Origin of the sequence: Paraburkholderia sp. J69-1 (assembly GCF_905220255.1) — a bacterium.
Lineage (GTDB): Bacteria > Pseudomonadota > Gammaproteobacteria > Burkholderiales > Burkholderiaceae > Paraburkholderia.
In genome coordinates, this window is the sequence record NZ_CAJMZG010000020.1 from 64,610 (window position 1) to 81,244 (window position 16,635).

General features: G+C 64.4%; 16 protein-coding genes. 10 read left to right on the plus strand and 6 right to left on the minus strand.

Going from position 1 to position 16,635, the window contains the following annotated elements:
* The first annotated feature begins 33 nt into the window (after nt 1-33).
* The 8 genes from U5A67_RS29960 (at nt 34) to araH (ending at nt 10,500) form a co-directional block, all read left to right on the plus strand.
* Nucleotides 34-1,785, plus strand: a complete 1,752-nt coding sequence (locus tag U5A67_RS29960; RefSeq protein WP_205986116.1) for an IlvD/Edd family dehydratase — start codon at nt 34-36, stop codon at nt 1,783-1,785.
* A gap of 39 nt (nt 1,786-1,824) precedes the next feature.
* Nucleotides 1,825-3,396 (plus strand): aldehyde dehydrogenase (NADP(+)), encoded by a 1,572-nt coding sequence (locus U5A67_RS29965; RefSeq protein ID WP_321817240.1) that lies wholly within the window; start codon nt 1,825-1,827, stop codon nt 3,394-3,396.
* 191 nt (nt 3,397-3,587) lie between these two features.
* Nucleotides 3,588-4,889 (plus strand): MFS transporter, encoded by a 1,302-nt coding sequence (locus U5A67_RS29970; RefSeq protein ID WP_321817241.1) that lies wholly within the window; start codon nt 3,588-3,590, stop codon nt 4,887-4,889.
* Nucleotides 4,886-5,815, plus strand: coding sequence for a dihydrodipicolinate synthase family protein (locus U5A67_RS29975; RefSeq protein WP_321817163.1), 930 nt, complete (start codon nt 4,886-4,888; stop codon nt 5,813-5,815). Before U5A67_RS29970 ends, U5A67_RS29975 begins: the two co-directional genes overlap by 4 nt.
* Nucleotides 5,816-5,876: 61 nt before the next feature.
* The gene (locus U5A67_RS29980) at nt 5,877-6,806 is read left to right on the plus strand and encodes a Gfo/Idh/MocA family oxidoreductase (RefSeq protein WP_321817164.1); all 930 of its coding nucleotides are present in this window, start codon (nt 5,877-5,879) and stop codon (nt 6,804-6,806) included.
* A 79-nt stretch (nt 6,807-6,885) separates the two neighbouring features.
* The gene (locus U5A67_RS29985) at nt 6,886-7,890 is read left to right on the plus strand and encodes an arabinose ABC transporter substrate-binding protein (RefSeq protein ID WP_205986120.1); all 1,005 of its coding nucleotides are present in this window, start codon (nt 6,886-6,888) and stop codon (nt 7,888-7,890) included.
* A 19-nt stretch (nt 7,891-7,909) separates the two neighbouring features.
* Nucleotides 7,910-9,466 (plus strand): L-arabinose ABC transporter ATP-binding protein AraG, encoded by a 1,557-nt coding sequence (gene araG, locus U5A67_RS29990; RefSeq protein WP_321817165.1) that lies wholly within the window; start codon nt 7,910-7,912, stop codon nt 9,464-9,466.
* Between the two features lie 23 nt (nt 9,467-9,489).
* Nucleotides 9,490-10,500, plus strand: coding sequence for an L-arabinose ABC transporter permease AraH (gene araH, locus U5A67_RS29995; RefSeq protein WP_321817166.1), 1,011 nt, complete (start codon nt 9,490-9,492; stop codon nt 10,498-10,500).
* A gap of 216 nt (nt 10,501-10,716) precedes the next feature.
* On the opposite strand, the gene U5A67_RS30000 is transcribed toward araH, so the two are convergent.
* The gene (locus U5A67_RS30000) at nt 10,717-10,893 is read right to left on the minus strand and encodes a hypothetical protein (protein ID WP_321817167.1); all 177 of its coding nucleotides are present in this window, start codon (nt 10,891-10,893) and stop codon (nt 10,717-10,719) included.
* Between U5A67_RS30000 and U5A67_RS30005 the strand changes: the two genes are divergently transcribed.
* Both U5A67_RS30005 and U5A67_RS30010 read left to right on the plus strand, forming a co-directional pair.
* Nucleotides 10,892-11,041, plus strand: coding sequence for a DUF5672 family protein (locus U5A67_RS30005; protein ID WP_321817168.1), 150 nt, complete (start codon nt 10,892-10,894; stop codon nt 11,039-11,041). The genes U5A67_RS30000 and U5A67_RS30005 overlap by 2 nt on opposite strands.
* A 3-nt stretch (nt 11,042-11,044) precedes the next feature.
* Nucleotides 11,045-11,605: a hypothetical protein gene (locus U5A67_RS30010; protein WP_321817169.1), complete on the plus strand. Its 561-nt coding sequence runs from the start codon at nt 11,045-11,047 to the stop codon at nt 11,603-11,605.
* On the opposite strand, the gene U5A67_RS30015 is transcribed toward U5A67_RS30010, so the two are convergent.
* The 5 genes from U5A67_RS30015 to yjfF all read right to left on the minus strand — a co-directional run bounded on the left by U5A67_RS30015 (nt 11,527) and on the right by yjfF (nt 16,630).
* On the minus strand, nt 11,527-12,252 hold the full coding sequence (locus U5A67_RS30015) for a FadR/GntR family transcriptional regulator (RefSeq protein ID WP_205986122.1): 726 nt from the start codon (nt 12,250-12,252) through the stop codon (nt 11,527-11,529). The genes U5A67_RS30010 and U5A67_RS30015 overlap by 79 nt on opposite strands.
* Nucleotides 12,253-12,302: 50 nt before the next feature.
* Nucleotides 12,303-13,112, minus strand: a complete 810-nt coding sequence (locus U5A67_RS30020; RefSeq protein WP_321817170.1) for an ATP-binding cassette domain-containing protein — start codon at nt 13,110-13,112, stop codon at nt 12,303-12,305.
* The gene (locus U5A67_RS30025) at nt 13,112-14,119 is read right to left on the minus strand and encodes an ABC transporter permease (protein WP_321817171.1); all 1,008 of its coding nucleotides are present in this window, start codon (nt 14,117-14,119) and stop codon (nt 13,112-13,114) included. Before U5A67_RS30025 ends, U5A67_RS30020 begins: the two co-directional genes overlap by 1 nt.
* Entirely contained in the window at nt 14,119-15,252 is a 1,134-nt protein-coding gene (locus tag U5A67_RS30030; RefSeq protein WP_415767963.1) for a sugar ABC transporter substrate-binding protein, read from the minus strand. Before U5A67_RS30030 ends, U5A67_RS30025 begins: the two co-directional genes overlap by 1 nt.
* Before the next feature lie 229 nt (nt 15,253-15,481).
* Nucleotides 15,482-16,630 (minus strand): galactofuranose ABC transporter, permease protein YjfF, encoded by a 1,149-nt coding sequence (gene yjfF, locus U5A67_RS30035; protein WP_321817172.1) that lies wholly within the window; start codon nt 16,628-16,630, stop codon nt 15,482-15,484.
* Nucleotides 16,631-16,635 lie beyond the last annotated feature (5 nt).

Below are 16,635 nucleotides of genomic sequence, written 5' to 3' on the forward strand. Positions count from 1 at the left end.
ACTAGGCAAACATTCAGTCCACCAGACCAGACGATGTCGGCAACGAAACCTAAACTGCGCTCCCAACAGTGGTTCGGCACCACGGACAAAAACGGCTTCATGTATCGAAGCTGGATGAAGAATCAGGGCATTCCCGATCACGAGTTCGATGGCCGCCCGGTCATCGGCATCTGCAATACGTGGTCGGAACTCACGCCCTGCAACGCGCACTTCCGCAAGCTCGCGGAACACGTCAAGCGCGGCATCTACGAGGCGGGCGGTTTCCCGGTCGAATTCCCGGTGTTCTCGAACGGCGAATCGAATCTGCGCCCCTCGGCGATGCTCACGCGCAATCTCGCGTCGATGGACGTGGAAGAGGCGATTCGCGGCAATCCGATCGACGCCGTCGTGCTGCTGTGCGGCTGCGACAAGACCACGCCCGCGCTGCTGATGGGCGCGGCGAGCGTCGATGTGCCCGCCATCGTCGTGACCGGCGGGCCGATGCTCAACGGCAAGCTCGAAGGCAAGGACATCGGTTCGGGCACGGCCGTGTGGCGTCTGCACGAATCGCTCAAGGCGGGCGAGATCGATCTGCATCATTTCCTCGCGGCCGAAGGCGGCATGTCGCGCTCGGCGGGCACCTGCAACACCATGGGCACGGCGTCGACGATGGCCTGCATGGCCGAATCGCTGGGCGTTTCGCTGCCGCACAACGCGGCGATTCCGGCTGTCGATGCCCGCCGCTACGTGCTCGCGCATATGTCGGGCATGCGCATCGTGCAGATGGCGCTCGAAGACCTGAAGCTGTCGAAGATCCTCACGCGCGAAGCGTTCGAGAACGCAATCCGCACCAATGCGGCGATCGGCGGTTCGACCAACGCGGTGATTCACCTGAAGGCGATCGCGGGCCGTCTTGGCGTGCCGCTCGAACTCGAAGACTGGCAGCGCATTGGCCGCAGCACGCCGACCATCGTCGATCTGCAGCCGTCGGGCCGCTTCCTGATGGAAGAGTTCTATTACGCGGGCGGCCTGCCGGCGGTGCTGCGCCGTCTGGGCGAAGCGAATCTGCTGCCGCACCCGGACGCGCTCACCGTGAACGGCAAGTCCATCTGGGACAACGTGCGCGAAGCACCGAACTACAACGACGAAGTGATTCGCCAGATCGACAACCCGCTGATCGCGGACGGCGGCATCTGCATCCTGCGCGGCAATCTTGCGCCGCGCGGCGCGGTGCTCAAGCCCTCGGCGGCCACGCCTGAATTGCTCAAGCATCGCGGCCGCGCCGTGGTGTTCGAGAATTTCGATCACTACAAGGCGACCATCGGCGACGAATCGCTCGACGTCGATAAAGACTCGATCCTCGTGATGAAGAACTGCGGCCCGCGCGGTTATCCGGGCATGGCCGAAGTCGGCAATATGGGCCTGCCGCCCAAGCTGCTGCGCCAGGGCGTGAAGGACATGGTGCGAATTTCCGATGCGCGCATGAGCGGCACGGCTTACGGCACGGTGGTGCTGCACGTCGCGCCGGAAGCGGCGGCGGGCGGCCCGCTGGCGGCCGTGCGCAATGGCGACTGGATCGAACTCGATTGCGACAGCGGCCGCCTGCATCTGGAAATCAGCGACGAGGAACTGCAGCGCCGCTTGAGCGATGTCGATCCGGCTGCCGCGCCTGGCGTGGCCGAGCAACTCGGCAAGGGCGGCTACGCGCGCCTGTATGTCGATCACGTGCTGCAAGCCGATGAAGGCTGCGATCTGGACTTCCTCGTCGGCAAACGCGGGTCCGATGTGCCGCGCCACTCGCACTGAGCCCTGAGCTTTGACGTACGCAAGGATTTCAACATGACGATTGCACTCACGGGCGAACTGCTGATCGGCGCTCAGGCGAAACGCGGCGAAGGCCAGGCGTTTCAGTCGATCGATGCCGCCAGCCAGGAAGCCATCGCGCAGCCGGTTTTCCACGGCGCGCTGCAAGGCGACGTCGATCAAGCCTGCGCGCTCGCCGATGAAGCGTTCGACACGTATCGCGCCTTGCCCGCCGAAACGCGCGCGCAGTTTCTCGACGATTGCGCCGCGCGCATCGAAGCGCTCGGCGATGCGCTGATCGAGCGCGCGATCTGCGAAAGCGGTCTGCCGCGTGCACGTCTCGAAGGCGAACGTGCGCGCACGGCGAATCAGTTGCGCATGTTCGCCACGCTCGTGCGTAGCGGTGACGCGCTCGACGCGCGCATCGAACCCGCCTTGCCCGAGCGTCAGCCGCCGCGTACGGATCTGCGCTTCTGGCGCATCGGCGTGGGCCCGGTGGCGGTGTTCGGCGCGAGCAATTTCCCGCTGGCGTTTTCGGTGGCGGGCGGCGATACGGCTTCGGCGCTGGCTGCCGGTTGTCCGGTGATCGTGAAGGCGCATGCCGCGCATCCGGGCACCTCCGAACTCGTGGGCCGCGCGATCCAGCAAGCGGTCGCGGCGGCGGGCCTGCCTGAAGGCGTGTTCTCGCTGCTGTTCGATGCCGGTTACGAAGTGGGCGCGGCGCTGGTGCAGCATCCGGCGATTCGCGCGGTGGGCTTTACCGGCTCGCGCGCGGGCGGTCTGGCGCTGGTGAAACTCGCCGCGGCGCGCACCGAGCCGATTCCCGTCTACGCCGAAATGAGCAGCGTGAATCCGAACCTGCTGCTGCCGGGCGCGCTGGCCGCGCGCGGCGAAGCGCTGGCGCGTGAATTCGCGGCATCGGCGACGCTCGGTTGCGGGCAGTTCTGCACCAACCCCGGCTTGATGCTGGGCCTCGCGGGCGCGGAATTCGACGCCTTCGCCGCGCATGCGGCGCGCGAATTCAGCGCGGCGAATGCGGGCGTGATGTTGACTCCGGGCATCCTGAGCGCTTATGAGCGCGGCGTGAATCGCCTCGCGCAGCACGCCAGCGTGACCACGCTCGCGCGCGGCGCGGCGGCGCCCGGGCGCGCGCAAAGCGTACTGTTCAAGGTCGACGCGCGCGATCTGCTTGCTCACGCAACGATCGGCGAGGAAGTATTCGGCCCGAGTAGCGTGCTGGTGGAATGCGCGGACGAAAGCGAGTTGCGCGCGGTGCTGCGCGGCATCGAAGGCCAGTTGACGATCACGCTCCACGCCGAACCCGCCGATGCCGATCTCGTGCGCTCGGTCTTGCCGCTCATCGAGCGTAAGGCGGGGCGCGTGCTGGCGAACGGTTTCCCGACCGGCGTGGAAGTGTGCGATGCGATGGTGCATGGCGGCCCGTTCCCGGCGACGTCCGATGTGCGCAGCACGTCAGTCGGCACGGCGGCGATCGAGCGCTTCCTGCGGCCGGTCTGTTATCAGAATCTCGCCGACGGGCTGCTGCCCGAAGCGCTGCGCGATGCGAATCCGCTCGCGATCAATCGACGTATTGCGGGCAAATTCGCGGGCTAACCTGAGAGCACTCAATAAACGCATCGACACAAGCGATTAACACAAGCGACGCAGTATCGTCCTCACACGCCGCCCATGAGATCCGCGCTTAACGCGGACCGGCGGCACGCTGGAGCAACAGGAAGGAGACAGACAGGATGACGAATTCGCAGGTGCTGCAATCTGGCAAGACCGAAGCGAGCGCGCCCCAGATGGGCGCGGAGGAAAAGCGTATCGTCGGCCATATCGCGCGGCGGCTCGTGCCGTTTCTCGCGCTGATCTATGTAGTGGCCTATGTCGATCGCACGGTGGTGGGTTTCGCGAAGCTGCATATGAACGCGGCCGTGGGCCTGAGCGATGCGGCCTATGGCATGGGCGCAGGGCTGTTCTTTATCGGCTATTTCCTCTGCGAAGTGCCTAGCAATCTCGCGCTGGCGCGCTTCGGCGCACGGGTGTGGTTCGCGCGCATCCTGTTCACGTGGGGCGCGATTACGATGGCGATGGCCTTCGTCAGCGGTCCGAAGAGTTTTTATGCGTTGCGTTTTTTGCTGGGCGCAGCCGAAGCCGGGCTCTATCCCGGCATTCTGTTTTTCCTCACGCACTGGTTTCCGCTGCGCCATCGCGCGCGCGTGATTGGTCTGCTGGTGCTCGCGCAGCCGATTGCCGGCATCGTCACCGGCCCGATCGCGGGCGCGCTGCTGGAAACCCACGGCTTTTTCGGGCTCTCGAACTGGCAGACGCTTTTTGTCGCGAGCGGCCTGCCTGCCGTGCTGCTGTGCATCCCCACGCTGCGTCTGCTGCCCGAGTCGCCCGCGCATGCGCGCTGGCTCGATGCGCCGTCGCGCCGCTGGATCGAACGCGAACTGGCTGCCGACAAGCGCAGCTACTCACTCGATTCGCATCGCAATCCGTTCAGCGCGTTGAAAGACCGCCGTGTCTTGCTGCTCGCGCTGCTGTTTCTGCCGTTTCCGCTGTGCATCTACGGTTTGTCACTGTGGTTGCCTACTATTATCAAGGCGTTCGGCGTGAGCGATTCGACGGCGGGGCTGCTGTCCGCGGTGCCGTATCTGTTCGCGGTCGTCGGCCTGTTGATCGTGCCGCGTCATTCGGATAAACGCCGCGAGCGCTACGGACATATCGTGGTGATCTCCAGCGTAGCCGCCTTGACGATGGCCGCGAGCGCGTGGGTGCATTCGCCGGTGCTGCAACTGCTGTTCATCAGCCTGACGGCATTTTCGATTTACTCGATCCAGGCCGTGGTCTGGGCGCTGCCGGGCGAATTCCTGAGCGGCACCAGCGCCGCCGTGGGGATCGCGATGATCAACTCGCTCGCGAATCTGGGCGGTTATCTCGGGCCTTACGGTGTCGGGCTCATCAAGGACGCGACGGGCAGCCTCGCGGCCGGACTGTATTTTCTCGCGGCCACGCTGGTGATCGCGGTGCTCGCCACCTTCGCGGTGCGCGCCGCGCTGCGCACGCCAGCCACCTCTACTGAAGCAGGATTGACGACATGACGACCAGCAGCACGCCCCGCTACCGGGGCATTTTCCCGGTGGTGCCCACCACGTTCACCGCAAGCGGCGAACTCGACCTGGCCAGCCAGAAGCGCGCTGTCGATTTCATGATCGACGCGGGCGTCAACGGCCTGTGCATTCTCGCCAACTTCTCCGAACAGTTCTCACTCTCCGACGACGAACGCGAACTCATCACCCGCACCGTGCTCGAACACGTGGCGGGCCGCGTGCCGGTGATCGTCACGACCACGCATTACGGCTCGAACGTGTGCGCCGCGCGCAGCAAGCGCGCGCAGGAGCAGGGCGCGGCGATGGTGATGGTGATGCCGCCGTATCACGGTGCCACCTTCCGCGTGCCCGAAGCGCAGATCTATGAGTTCTACGCGCGCGTGTCCGACGCCATCGACATTCCGATCATGATTCAGGACGCGCCCGCGAGCGGCACGGTGTTGTCCGCGCCGTTTCTTGCGCGCATGGCCCGCGAGATCGAGCAGGTGTCGTACTTCAAGATCGAAACGCCGGGCGCGGCCAACAAGCTGCGCGAGTTGATCCGCCTCGCAGGCGACGCGGCCGAAGGCCCGTGGGACGGCGAAGAAGGCATCACGCTGCTGGCGGATCTGCACGCAGGCGCGACCGGTTCGATGACGGGCGGCGGCTTCCCCGACGGCATCCGTCCGATCCTCGACGCCTGGCTCGCAGGCCGCGCGGATGACGCCTTCACGCTCTACCAGAAGTGGCTGCCGCTGATCAATCACGAGAATCGTCAGGCCGGTTTGCTGGCCTGCAAGGCGCTGATGAAGGAGGGCGGCGTGATCGACTGCGAACTGCCGCGCCATCCGCTGCCCGCCATGCATCCGGAAACGCGCGCCGAACTCATTGCGATTGCGCGACGTCTCGACCCGCTCGTGCTGCGGTGGGGCAAGTAAGACATTCGGCATCCATAACAATAACTGCCTCGTTTATGCTGAATAAGGAATGGAGATCGTCATGAATGCGTCGTATACGTTGGCCATCGTCGGTGTCGGCAAGATTGCGCGCGACCAGCATCTGCCTGCTATCGCGGGCAATCCCGGCTTCGATCTGGTCGCGGCCGCGAGCCGCAACGCGCAGGTCGAAGGCGTGCGCAATTACAGCGATGTCGATGCCTTGCTCGCCGCCGAACACGACCTCGATGCCGTGTCGCTGTGTGCGCCGCCGCAGGTGCGTTACGCGCAGGCACGCGCCGCGCTCGAAGCGGGCAAGCACGTGATGCTCGAAAAACCGCCGGGCGCGAGCGTGAGCGAAGTGGAAGCGCTGCGCGAACTCGCGAAGCAGCACAAGCGCACGCTGTTCGCCACCTGGCATTCGCGCTGCGCGAGCGCGGTCGAACCGGCGCGTGCGTGGCTCGCTCAGCGCACGCTGCGCGCCGTGCATGTGCGCTGGAAGGAAGACGTGCGCCGCTGGCATCCGGGCCAGCAATGGATCTGGGAACCGGGCGGGCTGGGCGTATTCGATCCGGGCATCAACGCGCTGTCCATCGTCACGCGCATCCTGCCGCGCGAAGTGCTGCTGCGCGGCGCGACGCTGCATGTGCCGGGTGACTGCTCGACGCCGATCGCCGCCGAACTCGATTGCATCGATACCGATGGTGTGCCCGTGCGCGCCGAATTCGACTGGCGTCATGGTCCGGTCGAGCAATGGGAAATCGACGTGGAAACCACCGACGGCCTGCTGTCGATTTCCGAAGGCGGCAAGCGCCTGGCGATCAACGGCGACCCGGTCGAACTCGATGTGGAACGCGAATACGCGGCGCTTTACGAGCGTTTCCACTGGCTGATCGCGCACGGCACCGAGGATGTGGACGTGCGCCCGCTGCGCCTCGTGGCGGACGCATTCCTGCTGGGAAAGCACATCGAAGTCGAAGCATTCGGGCACTGATCGCGTAACAACATCATTCGCATGACGAATTAAGCTGATACAACGCAGAAGCAACAACCACACCCAAGGAGACAGAAGCATGACGAGCACCATCCGCCGCTTTACCCTTCGCGCCGTGTTCGCGGCCCTGTGCGTCGCGCCGCTCGGCATGAATATCGCGGCGCACGCCGATTCGCCCACCAAGATCGGCTTTCTCGTGAAGATGCCGGAACAGGCGTGGTTCATCAACGAACAGAAGGCCGCTACGGCGCTGGGCCAGAAGGAAAATTTCTCGGTCGTGAACATCGGCACGCCGGACGGCGAGAAGGTGCTGGCCGCGATCGATAACCTCGGCGCACAAGGCGCGCAGGGCTTCGTGATCTGCGCCCCCGACGTGCGTCTCGGACCGGCAATTCAGGCGCGCGCCAAGCGCTACAACATGAAGTTCGTGACGGTGGACGATCAGCTGGTCGATTCCTCGGGCAAGCCGCTCGCGAGCGTGCCGCATCTGGGCATGTCGGCGTTCAAGATCGGTAATCAGGTCGGCACGGCCATCGCCGACGAAATGAAGAAGCGCGGCTGGAAGCCGGAAGAAGTGGGCGCGCTGCGCATCACCGACTACGAACTGCCGACCGCCAAGCTGCGCACGGATGGCGCCACGGCCTCGCTGATCGCCGGCGGCTTCAAGAAGGAAAACATTTTCGACGCGCCGCAAAAGACCACCGACGACGAAGGCGGCTTCAACGCCGCTTCGCCGGTGCTCGCGCAGCATCCGAACATCAAGAAATGGGTGATCTTCGCGCTCAATGAAGAAAGCGTGCTGGGCGCCGTGCGCGCTACGGAACAACTGCATCTGCCCGCCGCGGACGTGATCGGCGTGGGCATCAACGGTGCGGGCGAAGCGTTCGCCGAATTCCAGAAGAAGGCGCCCACGGGCTTCTACGGCACCATCGCGGTGAGCTCGACCAACCACGGCAAGGACAGCGCGCAGAACCTCGTCGAGTGGATTCGCGACGGCAAGCAGCCCGCCGCCGATACGCAGACCACCGGCAAGCTGATGACGCGCGACAACTGGACGGCTGTGCGTAGCGAGCTGGGTATCTAAGTTCTGCTCAGGGAATGCAATGACTGAAACTATGACCTATGCCGATGCAGCGCGCGCGAGCGGAGCGGTACAACAGGCTCAACAGGGGCCGCGCGCGTATCTGGAGCTCGACGGCATCACCGTGAGCTTTCCGGGCGTCAAGGCGCTCGACCGCGTGTCGCTGGAAGTGCGCGCGGGCGAAGTGCACGGCCTGATGGGCGAGAACGGCGCGGGCAAATCCACGCTGCTCAAGGTGCTCTCGGGCGTGAACCAGGCGCAGGAAGGCACGCTCGCGCTCAATGGCGTGGAGCAGCGCTTCACGACCACGAAGGCGGCGCTCGATGCGGGCATCGCGATCATCTATCAGGAATTGCATCTGGTGCCCGAGCTGACGGTGGCCGACAACCTGATGCTCGGGCAACTGCCCAACCGCCTGGGCGTGCTCGACGAACGCACGCTCGTGCAGCGCGCGATGGACGAACTCAAGCGTCTGGGCGAGCGGATCGATCCACGCACCCCGGTGAAGAATCTCTCCATCGGCCAGCGCCAGATGATCGAGATCGGCAAGGCGCTGATGCGCAACGCGCGCGTGATCGCCTTCGACGAACCCACGAGTTCGCTCTCGGCGCGCGAAACCGAGAACCTCTTTCGCATCATCAACGCGCTGCGCGCCGATGGCCGCGCGATCATCTACGTCACGCACCGCATGGACGAAGTCTATGAGTTGTGCGACCGCGTGACGGTGTTCCGCGACGGCAAGCGCATCGAGACCTTCGAATCGGTCGCCGATCTCGACCGCAACCGCCTGATCGCGGCGATGGTAGGCCGCTCGATCGAGGACGTCTACGGCTATCGCCCGCGCGCAGCCGGCGACGTGGTGCTCGAAGCCAAAGGGCTGATGGGACCAGGCCTGGCCGAGCCGGTGTCGTTTGCGGCGCGGCGCGGCGAGATCGTCGGCTTCTTTGGGCTGGTGGGCGCGGGCCGCTCCGAATTGATGAAGCTGATTTACGGCGCCACGCGCGCCAGTGCCGGCCACGTCGAACTGAACGGCCAGCGCGTGAACTTCGCGAGCCCGCGCGACGCCGTGCGCGCGGGCATCGCGCTGTGTCCGGAGGACCGCAAGCAGGAAGGCATCGTCGCGATTGCGTCGGTGGCGGATAACCTCAATATCAGCGCGCGCCGCCATTTCAGTCCCGCGCGCTTCCTGCTCGACGCGAAACGCGAGAAGACGTTGGCGCAGGACTACATCAAGAAGCTCGCGATCAAGACGCGCAATGGCGATACGGCCATCGGCACGCTGTCGGGCGGCAACCAGCAGAAGGTGATCCTGTCGCGCTGGCTGGCCGAACGCATCGACGTGTTCCTGATGGATGAACCCACGCGCGGCATCGACGTGGGCGCGCGCGCCGAAATCTACAACCTGCTTTACGAGCTGGCCGAAGCGGGGCGCACCGTGATCATGGTGTCGAGCGATCTCGCCGAGGTGATCGGCGTGGCCGACCGCATCGTCGTGATGCGCGAAGGGCGAATCGCAGGCAGCCTGCCGAAGGCCGAAGCCTCGCCCGACGAACTGATCAAGCTCGCGCTGCCGCGTTGAGCACTACCGAAACACACATTGAGATGAGTCAAGCCATGCAGCCACAAGGCACGTCTACCGTCAACGAAGCCGCCGCGCCGATCACGCCTTCGCGTGCGCGCGCGTGGGACATGATCAACAAATCGGGCATCGCGGTGGTGTTCGTGGCGCTGTTCGCGATACTTTCCGCGACGGTGCCGGATTTCCTCACGAGCCGCAATATTCAGGGTCTTCTGCTGTCCGTCACGCTGATCGGCTCGATCTCCGTGACCATGATGTTCGTGCTCGCGCTGGGCGAGGTCGATCTGTCCGTGGCGTCGATCGTCGCGTTTTCGGGCGTGGTCGCTTCGACGGTGATCACGCAGTCGCATAGCGTGATGCTGGGCATCGCGGCGGGCATTCTCGCGGGCGGCGCGGTCGGGCTCGTCAACGGCGTGCTGATCGCGCGCTTCAAGATCAATTCGCTGATCGCCACGCTCGCGATGATGGAAGCGGTGCGCGGTCTCGCCTTCCTTACCTCGAACGGCGACGCGGTGATGATCTCGGAAGAGCGCTTCTTCGACCTGGGCGGCGGTTCGTTCCTCGGCATTTCGTTTCCGATCTGGAGCAACATCATCGGCTTCGTGCTGTTCGGCTTCCTGCTCAAGAAAACCGTGTTCGGCAAGAACGTGCTGGCCGTGGGCGGCAATGGCGAGGCCGCGCGTCTCGCCGGTCTGCCGGTCACGCGCATCAAGATCACGGTGTTCGTGCTGCAAGGGCTGGTGACAGGCTTCGCGGGTGTGATGCTGGCTTCGCGCATGAGCTTGGGCGACCCGAAGACTTCGGTGGGCCTGGAACTGGGCGTGATCTCGGCCTGCGTGCTGGGCGGCGTCTCGCTCACGGGCGGCGTGGCGACGATCTCGGGCGTGCTGGTGGGCGTGCTGATCATGGGCTCGGTGCAGGACGCCATGAGCCTCATGAACGTGCCGACGTTCTATCAGTATCTGATTCGCGGCGGCATTCTGTTGCTCGCGGTGCTGTTCGACCAGTTCCGACGTAGCAAGCGCGCAGTCTGAGGAATCGCAATAAGAAGTATTCCACCCGTCCTGCGCAGCGCGGACGGGTGCTGGATTTGATATGCGGCAAGTATCGGCAACATTTGATGCCGATGGCCGAGGAGCGTGGCGTTTCGAGACGGCGGCGCGGGCATACCATCTTGCGCCACTGCGGGGATTGGCCTCGCGCTCGACACTCCCCGGACTCCACCCATGCACGACAGCCGGCCCTTGGCCCTACCCGAGGTCACGCTCTGCGCGGCCGATACGATCAACCCGGCGCTCGCCCTCGATATCTCGATGTCGCGTTGCACTTTCGGCGACGCCATGCTGTTCATGCATCAGGACGTGGCCACGCGCGCGCATCGTCAGAATCGACCCGCTGCGCTCGCGCGAGGCGTATTCGGCGTTCATGCTCAAGGCACTCGTCCAGCACATCGCCACGCCCTGGGTGCTAGTCGCGCAATGGGATGGCTATGTGCTGGACGCGTCGCGCTGGAGCGAGCGGTTTTTCGAGTACGACTATATCGGCGCGCACTGGCCGCATAGTCCGCCGGGCTAGGACATGGGCAATGGCGGCTTTTCGCTGCGATCGGCGCGCCTGCTGAAAGCATTTGCCGACGAGCGCTTCGTGGTCGCGCCCGATACGGTCGAAGACGAAGCCATCTGCCAGCGATGGCGCCCCGTGCTGGAAGCGGAATACGGCATGCGCTACGCGCCGCAGGACGGGGCGGCGCAGTTTTCCTACGAGGCTTCGCCGGGCGCGCGGCCGAGCTTTGGCTTCCACGCCGTCTATTACATGTGGCGTCACGTGGACGACAGCGAAATGATGGCGATCATGCGCGATATCGATCTGCGCACCTTCGCGTCGAACGAATCGCTGCATCTGCTTACCGTGTATTGCCGGCTGCAGAAGTACGCATGTGTGCGCGCGATGTACGCGCGCTACCGCAGCCCCTGGCCGTCAGGAAATCGCCGATGCGCTCAAGCGCGCGCATCAAGGAAGAACTCGTGCAGCATTACGTGCAGATCTGCGAAAACGCCTGATTACGTCTCCAGCGCGGCGCCGCCCAGTATCGAAGTCGCATCGGCGCGCGCGTTGTCGAGCTGCACGACACTGGCCTGACGCGCCGCGAGTGCATCGCGATGCTCGATCGCCGTGAGGATTGCCTTGTGGCGCGGCAGCGAAAGCGCATGGGTATTCGGATGCCGGCTCGTGAGCTTGATCGATTCGGTCAGCGCCAGCGAGAGCATATTGCCGATATACGCGAGCATGTCGTTATGCGTGGCCGCCATGATCGCGCGGTGGAATTCGAGGTCGGGCTCGAGCAGGTCGCTGGCGGTTTTCGCCTCTTCCATGCGCGCGTAGGCGGTGGCGATGCGGGCGCGGTCTTCATCGGTGGCGGAAATCGCGGCGAGCGCGGCGGCGGCCGGTTCGATGATCTGGCGCACCGTCATGAGCGAGCGGAAGAATTCGCCTTCGGGCAGGCTGTTGACGGTCCAGAACAGCACGTCGGGGTCGAGCATGTGCCATTCTTCGCGCGGGCGCACCACGCTGCCCACGCGCGGCTTGGACACCACGAGGCCCTTGGCGACCAGCACGCGGGTCGCTTCGCGCAGCACGGGGCGGCTTACGCCATATGTTTCGCACAATGTCGGTTCGGGAGGCAGACGCTGTCCCGGGCGCAGCGAGCCGCCCACGATCTGCATGCCGAGCTCTTGCACGATGCGAGCGTGCATGCTCTTGCGTTTCTCTAGATTGCGGTAATCCATAGATGATCCGACCGGGCGCGCCGGTCAGGCATGCCCCCTGTTGACGACGATCACGCGCTGGTGGCGCGCATCGCCCGGTATTCCCGCCGCACGATCTCCATCAGCTCCGCCACCGAAGTAAGCGCGCTCTTTTGTTCATACGTGACGCGGCCCCGCTGCATCAACATGATGCGATCCGCAATATCGAGCGTCTGCGCATAGTTGTGCATGATCATGATAATGGATAGCCCACCCTTTTCCTTCAGACGCATGAGCAGGTCGATGATGAGCCCGGCCTCGCGCGCGCCCATTGCCGCGAGCGGTTCGTCGAGCAGCAGGATCTTCGCGTTCGAGTGCACGGCGCGCGCCACCGCAATCGCCTGACGCTGGCCGCCGGATAGCCGTTCCACCGGCAGATCGACCGACGGCACATGCACGCCGATATCGTCGAGACACTGCGCCGCGCGCTCGCGCATCTGCTTGTGATCGAGCAGCCGGAACGGACCGCGCCGCACGATCTCGCGGTTCAGGAACATGTTGTGATAGATCGACAGCGAATTCGCGAGCGCGAGATCCTGATAGACGCATTCGATACCCAGCGAGCGCGCGTGATCGACGGAACGCAGCAGGGTTTGCTGACCGTCGATATACAGTTCGCCGTCGGTCTGCTGATGAAAGCCCGTGAGGATTTTCACGAGCGTGGATTTGCCCGCGCCGTTATCGCCGAGAATGCCCAGAATTTCGCCCCTGCCGAGCGTGAGCGAGACGCCGTCGAGCGCCGTCACCGCGCCGAAGCGCTTGACGATCTTGTCGCCGCGCAGGGCGAGCGGTTCGAGCGCGCCACCATTCGCGGGCGCGTGGAAAGCCTGCGATTCGTCCATCAGCGGCCTCCCTTGCGGCGAATGCGGCCGACGTGAATATTGAAGACCATCGCGGCGAGAATCGCGGCGCCCAGAATGATGTTGAAGGTAAAGGCGTTGATGCCGATCAGCGTGAAGCCGTCGTTCAGAATGCCGAGCACCGCCGCGCCGATCAACCCGCCCACGATCGTGCCCGAGCCGCCCGTGAGCGGCGTGCCGCCGATCACCGCAGCGGCCACGGCCAGAAACATGATCTGGTTGCCGCCCGCCTGCGGATCGATCGAGGTGATGCGAAAGCCTTCGAGTATGCCGGTCAGGCCTGCGAGCACCGCCGCGATCACGAAGTTGCCCAGCCGTAGCCGGTTCACATGAATACCGGCCTCGCTCGCGCCCACCGGGTTCGCGCCCGCCGCCTGCGTATGCAGGCCCCAGCGCGTATGGCGCAGCAAGGTGTGCATGATCACGGCCAGCGCAACGGTCCAGAGAATCTCGCTATAACCCCACGCGCCCATGAAGGCCGAAAACTCCGGCGAACCCGGCGTGGATGCCGGCGTGCCGCGCGAAACCGTCAGCGTGATGCCGTTGATCAGAAACAGCGTGCCGAGCGTGGTGACGAAAGAGGGCAGGCGCAGCCACACGGTCACCGCGCCATTCACGAAGCCGATGATCGCCGCCGCCACCAGACCGGCAATCACGGAGAGCCACATCGGTGCGCCCGCATCGTTGGCGAACACCATCATGAACGGAGCAAAGGCGAACACCATGCCCGCCGACAGATCGATATCGCCGCCGATCATCAGCATGATTTCGCCGAACGCGATGATCGCCACCGGCGCGATGAACTGCGAGAGATTGACGAGGCTCGCGTTGGTGAGCAGGAAATCGTGATTCGCGAACTCGAAGTAAGCGGCCAGCAACACAGCCACGAGCAGGATGCGCAGCTCGGCCGCCCAGTGCGAGGTCCACGGAACACCCGCGCGCCGGGGCGCGCGGGCTTCGACATTGCCAGGTTCGTTCACCGTATCCATCACGACTTGATTGCGCCGCTCATCGGCACGATTTGCGGCTTGGTGGTCTTGCCTTCATAACGCGTCGAGGTGTTCAGATACGGCTCGACCGTCGACTTCGTCACGAACTTCAGACCCGTGTTGATATTGGCCGGCCCAACAAGGCCGCTCGAAGCGAGGAACACGAACGCTTCCATCACCGTATAGAAGCCCTGCACATAGGGCTGCTGGTCGATGGTGAAGTCGAGGAAGCCCTCGTGAATCAACTGGATGGTGGTGGGCAGCAGATCGAAGCCGCCGCCGTGCACGCCCTTCGAAGGCAGATTCGATTCCTTCATCACCTGCGCGACGCCCTGCGTGCTGCCCGCGTCCACCGCGAACATACCCTTGAGATCCTGGTGGCCCAGATAGAACGACTTGATCTTCGAAAGTTCTTCGTTGACCGTTGCGCCCGTGGCGACGGTCTGGATATCGATCTTCTTGCCGGACTTCTTGATCGCGTCGCTTGCGCCATCGAGACGCGGCTGGATGTTGAGCTGCCCAGGCGTGGCGATGAAAAGCGCCACCATGCCGCTATCGATCAGACTGACGATGCGTTCGCCCATCTGATAGCCCGAGAGATACAGATCCTGGCCGATATAGGCGAGGCGCGGATTGCTCTTGCCGCGCGGCGCGTCGGCGTTATAGGCGAACACCGGAATGCCGGCGTCGAGCGCGGCCTGAATCGGTTTGTCGAAAGCGCCCGGATCGACGATCGGCACGGCGATGGCGTCGGCCTTGGCGGCGATCGCGGAGTTGACCGCGCGCACCATTTCGCCTGCATCGGAGGTGGCCGAACCGGTCCACTGATAGTCCATGCCGAACATCGAGCAGGCATCCTGAATACCGTACTGCGTCGGCACGAAGAAGGGATTCGTGGTCACGTGATTGACGAACACGATCTTCCACTTCTTGTGCGAAGGGAAGGCCATTTCGGCGGCCTGCGCCTGCGAAATCATGCCGCCCGCGCCGCCGCCCAGCGCGCCCATCAGCGACAGCGCAGCGCCTAGCCCTGCGCCTTGCATCAGGCCGCGCCGCGTGGCGTTCAGGCCCGTGTTGCGGGTGTCTTGCGTGGATTCCTGCGGATGGTTGTCGTCATCCCGTTGCTGCGCCATGTCTTCCTCCGGCTCTCGTTGTCGTGGGTCGATCGAATCGACTTTGCGTTCGACGTTGCGTCGATAAACGTGCAGATGCTGGGGCGGCACCGGAAGTGCGCGAGCGTGGGTGCGTGATTCGGTGCGTGCTGTGACGTCGATAACGTTGCCATGCGCCGTGCCGTACCGCAAAAATCTTAGTGCAGGGCTGTTGAGCCGCCTAATCCATGTATACCCCTAACTAGTCGGACTATTGGGTGCGCGGCGGTGAGGCGAAGCGCGCCTGCTTCATCGGTTCGAGCGGCGCGTCGGGCTGCGTGAGCGTTCGGCGCGCGCGTTGCGCGCCCTTGCCGCCGCCCGTCGATTTACGCCGCGCCGCGTGACGTTCGGTGGCGCGCTGCAGCAGACAGAACGCGCAGAGCAGGGCGCCGATAACGATGCGCGTCCACCACGAACTGAGCGTGCCGTCGAAGGTGATGAGCGTCTGGATCGTGCCGAGAATGCCCACGCCGAATACCGAACCGATCACATAGCCCACCCCGCCCGTGAGCAGCGTGCCACCGATCACCGTCGCGGCGATGGCGTCGAGCTCCATGCCTTGCGCCTGCAGGCCGTAGCCCGAGAGCACGTAAAGCGTGAACACCACGCCACCGAGCGCCGAGCAGAAACCCGACAGCGCATACACGCCGATCTTGGTGCGCGCCACCGGCAGGCCCATCAGCAGCGCGGAGCGCTCGTTCCCGCCGATCGCATAGACATTGCGGCCGAAGCGCGTGAAATGCGCGATTACGATGCCGCCCGCGAGCATCGCCAGCGCAGTCAGCGAGCCGGTCGTGAGCGAGCCGCTGCCCATCGGAATGTTGAATTCGGAGAGCGCGTGAAAACCGGCGTCGTTGATCTGGATGGATTCGGTGGTGATGAGGAAGCAGGCGCCGCGCGCGAGGAACATGCCTGCGAGCGTGATGATGAAGGGCTGCAGGCGGAAGAAGTGGATCAGCGCGCCCATGGCCGCGCCATAGAGCGCACCGAGCAGCAGCACGAGCGGCACGACCACGGCCACGGGCCAGTGCAGTTTTTCGGTGCCTATGGCGCAGAGTATGGTTGTGAGCGCAACCACTGCGCCCACGGAAAGATCGATGCCGCCCGAAATGATCACAAACGTCATGCCGATGGCGACGATCAGTAGAAACGCATTATCGACCAGCAGTCCAAACAAGACCTGCAGCGAGAAAAAGCCTTTGTACATGACCGAACCGAAGCCAAACAGCGCGACGAACAGCAGCACGGTCACGACGATAGGCAATACACGCGGATCGACAAAACGCGCGATCCCGCGCCGCCACGCGGCAGCGTTCGTGGAAGCGGCGGTAGAAGAAGCGGAAGGCGATGGACGGTTCATGCAGC

Excerpts from the sequence above, each read along its gene's own strand:
- U5A67_RS29960 (WP_205986116.1), top strand. The coding sequence starts at position 34 with ATGTCGGCAACGAAACCTAAACTGCGCTCCCAACAGTGGTTCGGCACC.
- U5A67_RS29970 (WP_321817241.1), top strand. The coding sequence starts at position 3,588 with ATGGGCGCGGAGGAAAAGCGTATCGTCGGCCATATCGCGCGGCGGCTC.
- U5A67_RS29975 (WP_321817163.1), top strand. The coding sequence starts at position 4,886 with ATGACGACCAGCAGCACGCCCCGCTACCGGGGCATTTTCCCGGTGGTG.
- U5A67_RS29980 (WP_321817164.1), top strand. The coding sequence starts at position 5,877 with ATGAATGCGTCGTATACGTTGGCCATCGTCGGTGTCGGCAAGATTGCG.
- U5A67_RS29985 (WP_205986120.1), top strand. The coding sequence starts at position 6,886 with ATGACGAGCACCATCCGCCGCTTTACCCTTCGCGCCGTGTTCGCGGCC.
- araG (WP_321817165.1), top strand. The coding sequence starts at position 7,910 with ATGACTGAAACTATGACCTATGCCGATGCAGCGCGCGCGAGCGGAGCG.
- araH (WP_321817166.1), top strand. The coding sequence starts at position 9,490 with ATGAGTCAAGCCATGCAGCCACAAGGCACGTCTACCGTCAACGAAGCC.
- U5A67_RS30005 (WP_321817168.1), top strand. The coding sequence starts at position 10,892 with ATGCTCAAGGCACTCGTCCAGCACATCGCCACGCCCTGGGTGCTAGTC.
- U5A67_RS30000 (WP_321817167.1), bottom strand. The coding sequence starts at position 10,893 with ATGAACGCCGAATACGCCTCGCGCGAGCGCAGCGGGTCGATTCTGACG.
- U5A67_RS30010 (WP_321817169.1), top strand. The coding sequence starts at position 11,045 with ATGGGCAATGGCGGCTTTTCGCTGCGATCGGCGCGCCTGCTGAAAGCA.
- U5A67_RS30015 (WP_205986122.1), bottom strand. The coding sequence starts at position 12,252 with ATGGATTACCGCAATCTAGAGAAACGCAAGAGCATGCACGCTCGCATC.
- U5A67_RS30020 (WP_321817170.1), bottom strand. The coding sequence starts at position 13,112 with ATGGACGAATCGCAGGCTTTCCACGCGCCCGCGAATGGTGGCGCGCTC.
- U5A67_RS30025 (WP_321817171.1), bottom strand. The coding sequence starts at position 14,119 with ATGGATACGGTGAACGAACCTGGCAATGTCGAAGCCCGCGCGCCCCGG.
- U5A67_RS30030 (WP_415767963.1), bottom strand. The coding sequence starts at position 15,252 with ATGGCGCAGCAACGGGATGACGACAACCATCCGCAGGAATCCACGCAA.
- yjfF (WP_321817172.1), bottom strand. The coding sequence starts at position 16,630 with ATGAACCGTCCATCGCCTTCCGCTTCTTCTACCGCCGCTTCCACGAAC.